Below are 13,799 nucleotides of genomic sequence, written 5' to 3'. Positions count from 1 at the left end.
TGAAGAGCGGTCCCTCATTCACGTTCTTATCCCAAGCAACATGTTCCCCAACTCCATAGCCACACGCAGTGCGGACACGCCCGCAGGATTCATCGAGTATTCCACGGCGGCTCAGTGGGGGGCGGTCGATTCAGCGGCGGCGCCGCGCCCATCGCAACCCTCAGGGATCGCGACTTGGTGCCGAACTATTCGCTGGCAAGCTCGCGGTGCTCAATCAGGTCGGCCACCCGCGTCACACCCAGCCGCTCCCGAAACGCCTGCGCCGTATAACCGACGGCTGTCGCGTCGCTGCGAGCCCGTACCGTTGCCGAGCGTGGCAGGTGAAACAGCACGCCGATTTCACCGAAGTAGTCCCCAGGCGCGGCGGTTTTGACCAATTCCTCACCGCCGTCGGCCAATTCGCGCACAATCTCGAACTCGCCCTCGGACACCACGTAGATCAGATCGCCCATTGTGGACTGCTCGAACAGCACCTCGCCGGCTTTCACGTGCACCGTTTCGGGTGGCTGATTCGGCGACACCTGCGCCGGCATCAGCTCAAGGACGCGATCGGCCAGCGGCAGCATCCGGCTGTCGTGGGTCGCGACCACCACCACACGGTCGCCCTGCGCTAGCGAGCGGATCAGCCGCAGCACCTCCTCCACCTGGATGAAGTCCAGGTGCGCGGTCGGTTCGTCGGCAAGGATCAATTGCGGGTCCAGCGCGATCGCGCGGGCGACCGCGACGCGTTGCTGCTGGCCGCCGCTCATGTCACCCGGGCGGTGTTTCATTCGTTCGCCGAGATCGACTCGGATCAGCAGGTCCTCGGCACGCTTACGCGCGGCCGCTCGTGACACGCCGGCCGCGCGCAGCGGGACCATCACGTTCTCCAGGGCGGTAAGGCTCGAGACCAGGTTGAACGCCTGGAAGACGATCCCTACCTTGTCACGCCGATACTTCGCCAGCGCGGCGCCCTCCAGCGTCGTGATGTCGACATCGTCAAACTTGATTGAGCCGGACTTCGGGCGCAGGATGCCGCCGAGGCAGGACAAGAGGGTCGTCTTCCCGCAGCCGCTGGGCCCAAGCAAGATCACCAGCGACCCCGGCGCCACGTCGAGGCTTAACCCGTCGATCGGCCGCACGGCGTACCCGCCGCTGGAATACTCGACGACCAGGTCGGAAATGGTTAGGCCGCCCATGGCTAGGGACCTCCGAACGCTAGTGCCGGATCGATCGCCACCACGCGCCGCAGTCCTGCGACGCTGGCCAGCAGACCGATCACAGTCGCGATCGCCGGTAGCGCCACGAAGGCACTCAGGGGTACCACGACAGTCATCGGGAACAACGGCGCCAACAGCAGCGAAAGGATGCCGCCAACCACCGCCGCGAGCAGCGCGACGACGACCGCCTGCAGCGCCAGCCCGGCCAGAATCGAGCGCGTCGGCACGCCGATCGCCTTGAACACCGCAAAGTCACGCAGCCGCTCCAACGCAGAGAGGTAGACCACCGAGCCGACGATCAACGCCGCAACGATCCACAGCAAGACCGCCACAACCGTGATCGCATCCACCGCGACCTTCAACGGGCGCATCAGATCGCTGACAGCATCCGCTCGATTGACGGTCTGATAGCCGTCCGGGAGCTGTCGGGGCATCCCGTCGATCCCGATCGAACTGATTGTCGGCTGTCCGTTGTATGCCAACTGCTGTAGGCCTTCGGTGGTCAGGAAGATGTTGGGAATCTTTGCCAGCGCGGTTGACTCGGGCACGATGCCGACGATCCGCAAAGTGCGCGCACCCACTTGCAGATCGTCGCCGAGGTTTCGGCCCAGCGTGCTCGACACCGCGACCTCGTCCGGCGTCGATGGCGCCCGACCGTCCGAGACCCGCGGCATGCCGGGTCCGTGCTCTGGTGCCCCGAACGCGGTGACGTTTCGCGCTGACGTGCCCTGCCGGATCGTCGACGGCGCAGTCGCTAGTGGGGCGGCAGCCAAGACGCCAGGCGCACGAGCAACCTGGGGCAGGTCGATTTGGGCGAATGGTGTCGAACCCAGGAACGGTCCTGCCGCGCCGGCCTTGACCACGAATGCGTCGACACCCATGGAATCGACGGTTCGCTCGGCCTCGACCCGAAACCCGTTCACAAGTCCGGTCAGAACGAGCGTCATCGCGAAAACTAGGCCGGTGCTGACGATTGCGATGACAAGGCGTCGTTTTCGCCATTGGACATCACGCAAAGCCGCAAAAAGCATGCGACGGAAGCTACCTGCTTCCGTGGACCCAATCAAATGATCATGGGCTGGCGTTGCCGCGTTGGTTCGCCGAGGTTCGACCGAGGTGAGGGGGTCGGTCGTGGCGGTCGAGATCATCGGCGATCGAGCCAAGCGAACCCGATTAGCCCATTTCGGCGGGCTCTTCGGTGGCGCCGCGGCCCAGGCTGCGGAAACCTGCACAGGCCTTCTTGAAACCTAACAGGTACGGTAACGCGTGCCATTCGAACTTCACATCCGCCCACAGCAGGCCGAAGAAGCTGTGGTCTGGCACCGCCGGCGGCATGTCGGACGTGGCGAGGTCGATGTAGTGTGTCGACGTTTCTCCGATGCCCTCGAAGTCATGTGTCAGCGGCGTCGCTAGTTTTCGCACCGACTCGTCGAGGCACTGCGCTACGACGTCGGTCATGAATAGATATTCCGACACTGGCACCTCATTTTTCAGCATGCGGTGCACCAGGATGACATCAACGCCAGCGAGTTCGACGTTGCGCTTCACCTTTTGTTCGGCCACTTCGCCCTCATGGGCGACGAATTTGATCGACAGGTTGTCCCGCTGCTCGCAACTCTTACAGTCGCAGGGATGGTCTTTTTTGATCTGCTCGCGCCGCGTGCGGAACCTCTGGCGCATCTGCGGGGGCCGGTCGCATACCAGGACACTGGTGTTGCCCCCTGGTGCCCAAAAAAACGCGGCGTCGCCCTCCAGCTTCGCCAACTTCATGCCCTTGGCAGCGTCGATGACGGACTCCAGCAACTGTGCCACCGTCCACTGCGCGTGGGCCAGGTGCTTGCGGTTCCAGTGCATGTAATTTGTGTATCCGCCGATGTCGGCAATGAGGAGAACGGCGCGTTGAATGCCCATGATGTTGGGCAGCTTAACGCCGGCGAGCGGCTCTCAGCCACCAAGGCGGGGTCGGCGATGGCGCATGACGCGGTGGCGTCGTGTTCGTCGGCGATTTGCTAACCACCTGCGCACCCTTGGGTGGCGGCTGCCGGTTCCGTCGACTGCATCGACCACGCGAGTGACCAGATCAGCGAACTCTCGAACTACGTACACATCGGCCGCAACCTTGGTTCGATACCTATCTTGGAGGTCATTTACGTCAACCTGTGGGAAAGCCACTGCCCTAACGCGTTCCAGGCCCCGGATGCCAATTCGGGTGAGCGCGTGACAAATCCAGCGGGCCAAGACGGCCAGCCGGCGTCGGCGGGTGCCGACTATGCGAGCTGGGGGCCGGGCGGCCAGCCGACCGGGGGCGCTGGCCGGACTGCCTCAACGACTTGGCCACCCGACAGCTTCCGGTAGGTGTAGACGTGGATGAGCGCGGCGACCGGAATGCCGATCAGCATGCCGACAAAGCACAGCAGTTCGCCGACGAGCACCGCCGTGAGCTGAGCGAGCCACGACAGCACACTGCCACCGATGTTGGACCCGACCGTCTCGATGCTGGCCTTTACCGAGTCGATCGGCGAAGTGGAACGGTCGACGGCAAAAGCGACGGCGAACTGGGCGACGAAGCCAAAGATCAGGCCGGGAATGACACAGAGCAGGCCACCAATGAAGGTGAGGGCGACGATCAGCAGTCCGGTGACCAGCACCAGGCCCAGATTGCGCGGCCTAAAGAACGTCGCGATGGTCACCGGCTTTCCGTCGGCAATGTCAAGGCAGCCGGTCAGAATTCCGGCGTGCATGTAGAGCACCAGGGCGAATAGAGCGATGTAGCCGAGGAACATGACTATGCCCGCGGCCGGGGTCATCGTGATGTCCACGGATTCGCTAGAGACGCCGGAGGTGTTGGTGTATGCGGTAGTAGCACGGTCCGATAGGGCGACAACGAGCCCGGCCGTCGCGCCGATGACCGCGGCCAACGCCACAGCGTAGGCGAGCACCGGGACGACGAGCGTTACGGCGTTCTGCGTGAACCTATTCCATGACCAACTGATCGCGTCGCCCACGCTAAAACCCGACGATTGCAGATGCGTCGGGTAACCGGGAGGCGGCGGGCCCGGCGGTGGGCCATAGCCGGGGGGCGGCGGGGGTGCGTTGTAGCCGGGAGGCAGGTAGGTCCCCGGGGGTGGGCCGTAGCCTGGTGGCGGGGGAGGCGCTCCGTAGCCGGGCGGCGGGTAGCTTCCAGCGCCCTGATTGCCGCCCTGGGGGTCGGCCGGATTGCCTGGATGTTCTGGCGGCTGGCTCATCGCTGTCCCAATCGCTTCGTAGTTCGCTTTTATCGGTACCCGCGCGACGCTAAGCAAACCGGAACTTAGCAAATATTTGCCGAAGGCGCGCGGATTATTCGTGTGGCGTCTTCGGCGAACGTTCGCGTCGTCAGGTGGGCGTGGTATGCCTGAAGCCGTGTCCGACGGTCTGTTTGACGTGCCCGGCGTACCGATGACGTCCGGCCATGACCTGGGCGCTTCGGCCGGGGCACCGCTGGCGGTGCGGATGCGTCCGGCGTCGCTGGACGAAGTGGTCGGCCAGGACCACTTGCTGGCGCCCGGTTCGCCGTTGCGCCGGCTGGTCGAGGGCTCGGGGGTGGCGTCGGTGATCCTCTACGGTCCCCCGGGCAGCGGCAAGACAACGCTGGCGGCGTTGATCTCGCAGGCCACCGGCCGCCGGTTCGAGGCCCTGTCGGCATTGTCGGCCGGCGTCAAGGAAGTGCGGGCGGTCATCGAGAATTCGCGAAAAGCGCTGCTTCACGGCGAGCAGACCGTGCTGTTCATCGACGAGGTGCACCGATTTTCCAAGACCCAACAAGACGCCCTGCTGTCGGCGGTGGAACACCGGGTGGTGCTGTTGGTGGCGGCGACCACCGAGAACCCGTCGTTTTCGGTGGTGGCACCGCTGCTGTCGCGGTCGCTGATCCTGCAGCTGCGGCCGCTGACGGCCGAGGACACCCGCGCGGTAGTACAACGCGCGATCGATGACCCCCGCGGCCTGGGCAGGGCAGTCGCGGTAGCGCCTGAGGCCGTCGACCTGCTGGTGCAACTCGCGGCCGGCGACGCCCGGCGCGCCCTGACCGCGCTGGAAGTAGCGGCCGAGGCAGCCCAGGCGGCCGGCGAGCTGGTCAGCGTGCAAACCATCGAGCGGTCGGTGGACAAAGCCGCGGTGCGCTACGACCGTGACGGCGACCAACACTACGACGTCGTCAGCGCCTTCATCAAATCGGTGCGCGGTTCCGACGTCGATGCCGCGCTGCACTATTTGGCCCGCATGCTGGTCGCCGGGGAGGACCCGCGGTTCATCGCCCGCCGGCTGATGATTCTGGCCAGCGAGGACATCGGCATGGCCGACCCGAGCGCGCTGCAGGTGGCGGTCGCCGCCGCACAGACGGTGGCGCTGATCGGCATGCCCGAAGCCCAGCTGACGCTGGCGCACGCCACCATCCACCTGGCCACCGCACCGAAGTCAAACGCCGTCACCACGGCGTTGGCCGCGGCGATGAACGACATCAAGGCCGGCAAGGCCGGTCTGGTGCCGGCTCATCTGCGTGACGGGCATTACTCCGGGGCGGCGGCGCTGGGCAATGCACAGGGCTACAAATATTCCCATGACGACCCGGATGGCGTTGTGGCCCAGCAATACCCGCCCGACGAGTTGGTGGACGTGGACTACTACCGGCCCACTGGTCGCGGCGGCGAACGCGAGATCGCCGGCCGCCTGGACCGCCTGCGGGCAATCATCCGCAAGAAACGGGGGTGACCGCTGCGCTCTGCGGGAAGCAGGTCCGCTCAGACCAGCTCGGGTACCCGTAGATGTGCGATCGCCAGTTCGAATTCGGCGACGTCGAGGACCTCGGCTCCCAATTCCCGGACGCGCCTGCTGCGCAGCTCGCTCGCCCGGTCGCGGTTGCGGGCCATCGCGTCCATGCTGTCGAACGTCGAGCACGACACCGCACGCCGGCAAGCGGGGTGGTCGACCATCAGGCTGGCGCTGCAGAACCCGTCCAGACTCTCCAGCTCGGGAAGTACGGACGTGCGGTAGAACTCCAGGGACCGACCGAGCTGGTCTGGCACCACTTTGAGCCAGGTGGCGCGCACGCATGCCCCCTCATGCGACGGGTGGTCGCGGTGCAACAGGGCGATGTCCCATTCCTCGACCCGGGCACTACCGGCGAACATCAGCGCGGCGCGGTCGCGGATGGGTGCCACCCGCTCGACGCTGGCGCGCATCGCCTCCAAGGTCTCCCAGGCGCTGGTGGCGATGCACCGGCCGGATTGCCGGTCGACCAACAGCGACACCCCGACACACCCGTCGATCTCCTGCAAAGCGGGCATGACGACGTCACGAACATGCGCGATTCCAATGTCGACCGACAGAGGTTGCGCCTCAATGGTGGTTGAGCGTGCGTACACGATCGACCCCCTCCCGTGTCGGGGCAGCGCCCCGGTGGCGCCACCGGTCCCACCAAATACCTTCCTCCAACCGGCTGAGCCTGGCAATGCCTACCGCGAGCGCCGCTCGACGCACGACAGCAGTGCCGGCCCAGCGTCGGGCTCGGGCCGGTACTGCCGCCGGCGGGTTGATCAGACCAGCTCGGGTACCCGTAGGTGCGCTAGCGCCAGCTCGAACTCGCATTCATCGAGTTCCTCGCCGCCCGCCTCACGCAGCGATGTGGCCTTGAGCGCATTCGACTGGTCCCGGTTGCGCTCCATGGCGTCAAAGCTGTCGAAGGTCGCGGAAGACACCGCGCGCCCGGAGGTGCGGTCGACCAACAGGCTGGCGCTGCAGAATCCGTCGAGGCCTTCGATTTGGGGCAGGACGGACGACTTGTAGTACTCGATGCCTTGATCTACTTGGTCCGCCGGCACCTTGACCCAGGTCGCCCGCACACACGCCCCCTCGGCCGAGCGGTGGTCGCGATGCATCGCCGCGATCTCCCACTCCTCGACGGCCGGCGTGCCGCCGAACATCTCCGCGCACCGATCGCGGATCGGCGTTACCTGTTCCCGGCTTGCATGCATGGCTTCCGCGGTCTCCCAGGCACTGGTGGCGATGCACCTGCCGGATTGCCGGTCGACCAAAAGGGATACGCCGATGCACCCATCCATCCCCTGCAGTGCGGGCATAACCACATCGCGAACGTGCGCAATTCCGGTGTCGATGCACTCGGATTGCGCCTGAATAGTGGTAGAGCGCGCGTACACGATCCACCCCTCTTTCATTGTTCGGGGCAGCGCCCCGGTGGCGCCACCGGTCAATCATTACCTTCCTCCGACGGGCCGGCCGGGGCAATGGGCAATCCGACGTCAATGGATTGGCAGGTTGGCGCGCCCCCACCGTAGGCTGGGACGGGTGGATACCGATGTGCTGGATGTGGACACCGCGCGTCGCCGCATTGTCGATCTCACCGACGCCGTGCGCGCCTTCTGCACCGCCCATGATGATGGCCTGTGCAACGTGTTCGTCCCGCACGCTACGGCCGGCGTTGCGATTATCGAGACCGGCGCCGGTTCCGACGAGGATCTGGTGGACACGCTGGTGCGGTTGTTGCCGCGCGACGACCGCTACCGGCACGCGCACGGGTCCTACGGTCACGGCGCCGACCACTTGTTACCGGCTTTTGTTGCGCCGTCGGTGACGGTGCCGGTCTCGGGGGGCCAGCCCCTGCTGGGCACCTGGCAAAGCATCGTTCTGGTCGACCTCAACCAGGACAATCCGCGGCGGTCGGTGCGATTGAGCTTTGTGGAAGGCTGAGCGGGCCGAATTGGGCCGTCGGACAGCCTTCTCATAATCCGGCGAATAGGCTGGTAATGGACTTAACCACGGATCAAGGAAGAACGTAGAGTGCAGACACACGAGATCAGGAAGCGGTTCCTCGATCATTTCGTGAAGGCGGGCCACACCGAGGTGCCCAGCGCCTCGGTGATCCTCGACGACCCCAACCTGTTGTTCGTCAACGCCGGGATGGTCCAGTTCGTGCCTTTCTTCTTGGGACAGCGCACGCCGCCGTACCCGACGGCCACCAGCATCCAGAAGTGCATCCGTACCCCCGATATCGACGAGGTGGGCATAACCACCCGGCACAACACGTTTTTTCAGATGGCCGGCAATTTCAGCTTCGGCGACTATTTCAAACGCGGGGCCATTGAACTGGCCTGGGCACTGCTGACCAACAGCCTCGCCGCCGGCGGCTACGGCCTGGACCCGGAAAGAATCTGGACGACAGTCTATTTCGACGACGACGAAGCTGTCCGGCTATGGCAGGAGGTTGCCGGGCTGCCGGCGGAGCGAATCCAGCGCCGCGGCATGGCCGACAACTACTGGTCGATGGGCATTCCCGGACCGTGCGGGCCGTCATCGGAGATCTATTACGACCGCGGACCCGAATTCGGTCCCGCAGGCGGTCCCATCGTCAGCGAAGACCGCTACCTCGAGGTCTGGAACCTGGTGTTCATGCAGAACGAGCGCGGAGAGGGAACCACCAAGGAGGACTACCAGATCCTCGGGCCGCTGCCCCGCAAGAACATCGACACCGGCATGGGCGTCGAGCGGATCGCGCTGGTGCTGCAAGACGTGCACAACGTCTACGAGACCGACCTGCTCAGGCCGGTCATCGATACCGTGGCCAGGGTCGCCGCGCGTGCCTACGACGTCGGCAACCACGAAGACGACGTGCGGTACCGCATCATCGCAGACCACAGCCGCACCGCCGCGATCCTGATCGGTGACGGCGTCAGCCCCGGCAACGACGGTCGCGGTTATGTGCTGCGCCGGCTGCTGCGTCGGGTGATCCGCTCCGCCAAGCTGCTGGGCATCGACGCTGCGATCGTTGGCGACCTGATGGCCACGGTGCGCAACGCGATGGGCCCGTCATATCCCGAACTCGTCGCCGACTTCGAGCGGATCAGCCGGATCGCGGTCGCCGAGGAGACGGCGTTCAACCGCACGCTGGCGTCGGGTTCCAGGCTGTTCGAGGAGGTGGCTAGCTCCACCAAGAAATCCGGAGCCACCGTGCTGTCCGGATCGGACGCTTTCACGTTGCATGACACCTACGGGTTCCCGATCGAGCTCACGCTGGAGATGGCGGCCGAAACCGGTCTGCAGGTAGACGAAATCGGGTTCCGTGAGCTGATGGCCGAGCAGCGCCGCCGTGCCAAGGCCGACGCCGCCGCGCGCAAACACGCGCATGCTGACCTGAGCGCCTACCGCGAGCTGGTTGACGCCGGCGCCACCGAGTTCACCGGATTCGACGAGTTGCGTTCCCAGGCGCGGATTCTGGGCATCTTCGTCGACGGTAAGCGGGTTCCGGTGGTGGCGCACGGTGTAGCCGGCGGAGCCGGGGAAGGGCAGCGTGTCGAACTTGTCTTAGATCGCACCCCGCTCTACGCCGAATCGGGTGGGCAGATCGCCGATGAGGGCACCATCAGCGGAACCGGTTCCAGCGAAGCTGCCCGGGCCGCGGTTACCGACGTGCAGAAGATCGCCAAAACGCTTTGGGTGCACCGAGTCAACGTGGAATCCGGGGAATTCGTCGAGGGTGACACCGTAATCGCGGCGGTGGATCCCGGGTGGCGCCGGGGTGCCACGCAGGGCCACTCGGGCACCCACATGGTGCATGCCGCGCTGCGACAAGTGCTGGGGCCCAACGCGGTTCAGGCGGGATCGCTGAACCGGCCGGGATATTTGCGCTTCGACTTTAACTGGCAGGGTCCGTTGACCGACGACCAGCGCACCCAGGTCGAAGAGGTCACCAACGAGGCCGTGCAAGCGGACTTCGAGGTGCGCACGTTCACCGAACAGCTCGACAAGGCCAAGGCGATGGGTGCCATCGCGCTGTTCGGCGAGAGCTACCCCGACGAAGTGCGGGTGGTGGAGATGGGTGGACCGTTCTCGCTGGAGCTATGTGGCGGCACCCATGTGAGCAACACGGCGCAGATCGGTCCCGTGACGATCCTGGGCGAGTCGTCGATCGGCTCCGGGGTGCGCCGGGTGGAGGCCTACGTGGGGTTGGATTCGTTTCGTCACCTGGCCAAGGAGCGTGCGTTGATGGCCGGGTTGGCCTCGTCACTGAAGGTGCCGTCCGAAGAGGTACCGGCCCGGGTGGCCAATCTAGTGGAGCGCCTGCGGGCCGCCGAGAAGGAACTCGAACGTGTCCGGATGGCCAGCGCCCGGGCAGCCGCCACCAATGCCGCCGCCGGGGCTCAGCGGATCGGTAACGTCCGTTTGGTGGCGCAGCGAATGTCCGGCGGGATGACCGCGGCAGACCTGCGGTCGTTGATCGGCGACATCCGCGGCAAGCTGGGTAGCGAGCCGGCGGTGGTGGCGCTGATTGCCGAGGGCGAAAGCCAAACTGTGCCGTATGCGGTCGCGGCCAATCCCGCTGCCCAGGACCTCGGAATCCGTGCCAACGACCTGGTCAAACAACTTGCGGTGGCGGTCGAAGGCCGCGGTGGCGGTAAGGCGGACCTGGCGCAGGGCTCGGGAAAGAATCCGACCGGTATCGACGCCGCGCTCGACGCGGTCCGCTCCGAGATCGCCGTGATAGCGCGGGTCGGTTGAGTGGTCCCAGCACAGCACCGCCCGCCCGACCGGCCCGGCGATCCAGCGCACGACCCTGGACGGGGACGACGCCTCGGTATCGACGTGGGCGCCGCGCGTATCGGCGTGGCTTGCAGCGACCCGGACGCGATCTTGGCCACCCCGGTGGAAACGGTGCGCCGCGATCGTTCCGGCAAGCACCTGCGCAGGCTGGCTGCGCTGGCCGCCGAGTTGGAGGCGGTCGAGGTGATCGTCGGGCTCCCGCGCACGCTGGCCGACCGCATCGGCCGCTCGGCCCAAGACGCAATCGAACTGGCCGAGGCGCTGGCACGCCGTGTTTCTCCTACGCCGGTGCGGCTGGCCGACGAGCGGCTCACCACGGTCAGTGCTCAACGATCTTTGCGGCAGGCGGGGGTGCGGGCCTCCGAGCAGCGTGCGGTGATCGACCAAGCGGCCGCAGTGGCAATACTGCAGAGCTGGCTGGATGAACGTCTCGCGGCGATGGCCGGGACTCAAGAAGGCTCCGATGCCTGACGGTGGCCACCGCCACCGCGCCCAGCCGGTGTCGGTAAGACCGAACCGGCACCGCAGGACCCGAGTCAGCCGCGCTCAGCGCCGACACGCCCAACAAATCCGCCGGCGACGGCGCGTCGCCGGCGGATTTGCCCTGAGCCTGCTCGTCGTGGTGGTGGTGGTGGCCGTCGTCGTCGGCGCCAAGTTGTGGCAGACCATGTTGGGCTTCGGTAACGACTACACCGGTCCCGGCAAGCGAGACATCGTGATTCAGATCAGGGCCGGTGACTCGACCACGGCGGTCGGGGAGACGCTGCTCAAACACGGTGTAGTGGCCACCGTCCGAGCATTCGTCGATGCCGCGCACGGCAACACCGCGATTTCCTCGATCCAACCCGGGTTCTATCGGATGCGAACCGAGATTTCGGCGGCTTCCGCTGTCGCGCGGCTTACCGATCCGCACAACCGGGTGGGGAAGTTGGTCATACCGGAAGGGCGTCAGCTCGACGACACCACCGACATGAAGACCAACGTGGTGAATCCTGGCATATTCGCGCTGATCTCCCGTGCCACCTGTGTGGATCTCGACGGTACCCAACGCTGCGTCTCGGTGGCCGACCTCCGCGCGGCGGCGAGCAGGAGCACGCCGACGATGCTGTCAGTGCCGCGCTGGGCGGTTGGGCCGGTGATGGAGCTGGGCACTGACCATCGCCGGATCGAGGGGCTGATCGCACCGGGGACCTTCAACATCGACCCGTCGGCATCGGCTGAAACCATCTTGGCGACCTTGATCAGCGCCGGCGCCGTGGAGTACATGAAATCCGGGTTGGTAGACACCGCAAAGTCGCTGGGCCTGTCGCCCTATGACATTCTCGTGGTGGCCTCGCTGGTGCAGCAGGAAGCCAACACCCAGGATTTCCCGAAGGTGGCCCGGGTCATCTACAACCGGCTGCACGAACACCGCACGTTGGAGTTCGACTCGACCGTGAACTATCCGCTGGATCGCCGTGAGGTGGCCACCAGCGACACCGACCGTGCCCAGCGCACACCGTGGAACACCTACATGGCCCAGGGGCTGCCGGCCACCGCGATCTGTTCGCCCGGCGTCGACGCGCTGCGCGCCGCCGAGCATCCAGTACCTGGCGACTGGCTGTACTTCGTCACCATCGATTCCCAGGGCACGACGCTGTTCACCAGGGACTATCAGCAGCATCTGGCGAACATCGAGCTGGCCAAACACAACGGTGTCCTCGACAGCGCGCGATGAGCGAAGGTCCCAAAAAAGCCGGCGTGCTTGGTTCGCCGATCGCGCATTCCCGCTCCCCGCAGCTGCACCTGGCCGCCTACCGGGCGTTGGGGCTGCACGACTGGACCTATGAGCGCATCGAATGCGGTGCGGCCGAGTTGCCCGTCGTGGTCGGTGGTTTCGGACCGGAGTGGGTCGGTGTTTCGGTGACCATGCCGGGCAAGTTCGCCGCCCTGCGGTTCGCCGACGAGCGCACCGCACGCGCGGACCTTGTCGGTTCGGCCAACACCCTGGTTCGGACGCCGCATGGCTGGCGGGCCGACAACACCGACATCGACGGGGTGGCCGGGGCGTTGGGGGCGGCTGCTGGACACGCGCTGGTGCTGGGGTCCGGGGGGACCGCACCGGCGGCCGTGGTGGGGCTGGCCGAACTCGGGGTCACCGACATCACCGTGGTGGCGCGCAACTCGGACAAGGCGGCCCGGCTGGTGGACCTGGGCACACGGGTCGGCGTGGCGACCCGGTTCTGCGCGTTCGACAGCGGTGGGTTGGCCGATGCGGTGGCCGCCGCGGAAGTGCTGGTCAGCACCATTCCAGCGGAGGTGGCCGCGGGGTATGCCGGCACCTTGGCCGCGATCCCGGTGCTGTTGGACGCCATCTACGATCCGTGGCCCACACCGCTGGCCGCCGCGGTCGGATCGGCGGGCGGGCGGGTGATCAGCGGGCTGCAGATGTTGCTGCATCAGGCGTTCGCGCAGGTGGAGCAGTTCACCGGGCTACCCGCCCCCCGCGAAGCGATGACTTGCGCGCTGGCCGCGTTGGACTAGCGTGCCCCAGCATGCTGGCGGCGGCGGTGTTGGCCTGGATGGGAGTGTTGTGCGTTTGCGACGTCCGGCAGCGCCGGCTACCCAACTGGCTCACCCTGCCCGGGGCGGGGGTGATCCTGCTCTTCGCGGGCCTTGCCGGCCGCGGTGTGCCGGCGCTGGCCGGGGCGGCCGCCTTGGCCGGGGTGTACCTGCTGGTGCACCTGGCTTTGCCCGCCGCGATGGGCGCCGGTGACGTCAAGCTGGCGATCGGTCTGGGCGGGCTGACCGGCTGCTTCGGGGTCGAGGTGTGGTTTCTGGCGGCGCTGGCCGCGCCGCTGCTGACCGCGGTGTGCGGCGTGATGGTGACGCCATGGGGTGTCCGCACCCTGCCGCACGGGCCGTCGATGTGTGTGGCCAGCCTGGGGGCGGTGGGGTTGGCGCTGCTGGGCTGAGATTGGCGCGATATCAGTGTAGACCAGAGGTCGTTTGACAACGAATCTTGGCTTA

General features: G+C 66.2%; 13 protein-coding genes. 7 read left to right on the top strand and 6 right to left on the bottom strand.

All coding sequences use genetic code 11. From position 1 onward, the window contains the following. Positions 1–185: 185 nt before the first annotated feature. The 4 genes from FF952_RS13620 to FF952_RS13605 all read right to left on the bottom strand — a co-directional run bounded on the left by FF952_RS13620 (position 186) and on the right by FF952_RS13605 (position 4,444). Entirely contained in the window at positions 186–1,178 is a 993-nt protein-coding gene (locus FF952_RS13620) for an ABC transporter ATP-binding protein (RefSeq protein ID WP_031653908.1), read from the bottom strand. Between the two features lie 2 nt (positions 1,179–1,180). Beyond that, positions 1,181–2,230 (bottom strand): ABC transporter permease, encoded by a 1,050-nt coding sequence (locus FF952_RS13615; protein WP_003413230.1) that lies wholly within the window; start codon positions 2,228–2,230, stop codon positions 1,181–1,183. Between the two features lie 142 nt (positions 2,231–2,372). Beyond that, the gene (locus FF952_RS13610) at positions 2,373–3,110 is read right to left on the bottom strand and encodes a DUF2652 domain-containing protein (protein WP_003413224.1); all 738 of its coding nucleotides are present in this window, start codon (positions 3,108–3,110) and stop codon (positions 2,373–2,375) included. A gap of 356 nt (positions 3,111–3,466) precedes the next feature. Further along, positions 3,467–4,444, bottom strand: a complete 978-nt coding sequence (locus FF952_RS13605) for a DUF2189 domain-containing protein (protein WP_003899377.1) — start codon at positions 4,442–4,444, stop codon at positions 3,467–3,469. Positions 4,445–4,589: 145 nt separating this feature from the next. Between FF952_RS13605 and FF952_RS13600 the strand changes: the two genes are divergently transcribed. Beyond that, on the top strand, positions 4,590–5,948 hold the full coding sequence (locus tag FF952_RS13600) for a replication-associated recombination protein A (RefSeq protein WP_003413216.1): 1,359 nt from the start codon (positions 4,590–4,592) through the stop codon (positions 5,946–5,948). 29 nt (positions 5,949–5,977) lie between these two features. On the opposite strand, the gene FF952_RS13595 is transcribed toward FF952_RS13600, so the two are convergent. Both FF952_RS13595 and FF952_RS13590 read right to left on the bottom strand, forming a co-directional pair. Then, the gene (locus tag FF952_RS13595) at positions 5,978–6,601 is read right to left on the bottom strand and encodes a hypothetical protein (RefSeq protein WP_003917020.1); all 624 of its coding nucleotides are present in this window, start codon (positions 6,599–6,601) and stop codon (positions 5,978–5,980) included. Between the two features lie 171 nt (positions 6,602–6,772). Beyond that, the gene (locus FF952_RS13590; protein ID WP_003918465.1) at positions 6,773–7,393 is read right to left on the bottom strand and encodes an antibiotic biosynthesis monooxygenase; all 621 of its coding nucleotides are present in this window, start codon (positions 7,391–7,393) and stop codon (positions 6,773–6,775) included. Positions 7,394–7,553: 160 nt separating this feature from the next. On the opposite strand from FF952_RS13590, the gene FF952_RS13585 reads away from it, so the two are divergent. The 6 genes from FF952_RS13585 (at position 7,554) to FF952_RS13560 (ending at position 13,744) form a co-directional block, all read left to right on the top strand. After that, positions 7,554–7,943: a secondary thiamine-phosphate synthase enzyme YjbQ gene (locus FF952_RS13585; protein WP_003413208.1), complete on the top strand. Its 390-nt coding sequence runs from the start codon at positions 7,554–7,556 to the stop codon at positions 7,941–7,943. Between the two features lie 90 nt (positions 7,944–8,033). After that, a complete protein-coding gene (gene alaS, locus FF952_RS13580; protein ID WP_003902305.1) occupies positions 8,034–10,748 on the top strand; it encodes an alanine--tRNA ligase in 2,715 nt (904 codons plus the stop codon). Beyond that, positions 10,749–11,261, top strand: coding sequence for a Holliday junction resolvase RuvX (ruvX, locus tag FF952_RS13575; protein ID WP_003413197.1), 513 nt, complete (start codon positions 10,749–10,751; stop codon positions 11,259–11,261). Then, complete coding sequence (locus FF952_RS13570; RefSeq protein ID WP_003413196.1) at positions 11,254–12,507, top strand: endolytic transglycosylase MltG; 1,254 nt, start codon at positions 11,254–11,256, stop codon at positions 12,505–12,507. The genes ruvX and FF952_RS13570 overlap by 8 nt, the downstream gene beginning before the upstream one ends. Beyond that, complete coding sequence (locus FF952_RS13565) at positions 12,504–13,313, top strand: shikimate dehydrogenase (RefSeq protein ID WP_003413193.1); 810 nt, start codon at positions 12,504–12,506, stop codon at positions 13,311–13,313. The genes FF952_RS13570 and FF952_RS13565 overlap by 4 nt, the downstream gene beginning before the upstream one ends. Before the next feature lie 11 nt (positions 13,314–13,324). Beyond that, positions 13,325–13,744 carry an A24 family peptidase gene (locus FF952_RS13560; protein WP_003413190.1) on the top strand — a complete coding sequence of 140 codons (420 nt, stop codon included), beginning with the start codon at positions 13,325–13,327 and terminating at the stop codon, positions 13,742–13,744. Positions 13,745–13,799: the final 55 nt, after the last annotated feature.

This window comes from Mycobacterium tuberculosis complex sp. N0072 (assembly GCF_030323725.1).
GTDB classification, from domain to species: Bacteria; Actinomycetota; Actinomycetes; order Mycobacteriales; family Mycobacteriaceae; genus Mycobacterium; species Mycobacterium tuberculosis.
The sequence above is the reverse complement of the archived record's forward strand: the minus strand, read 5'-3'. Positions and strand labels throughout refer to the sequence as shown.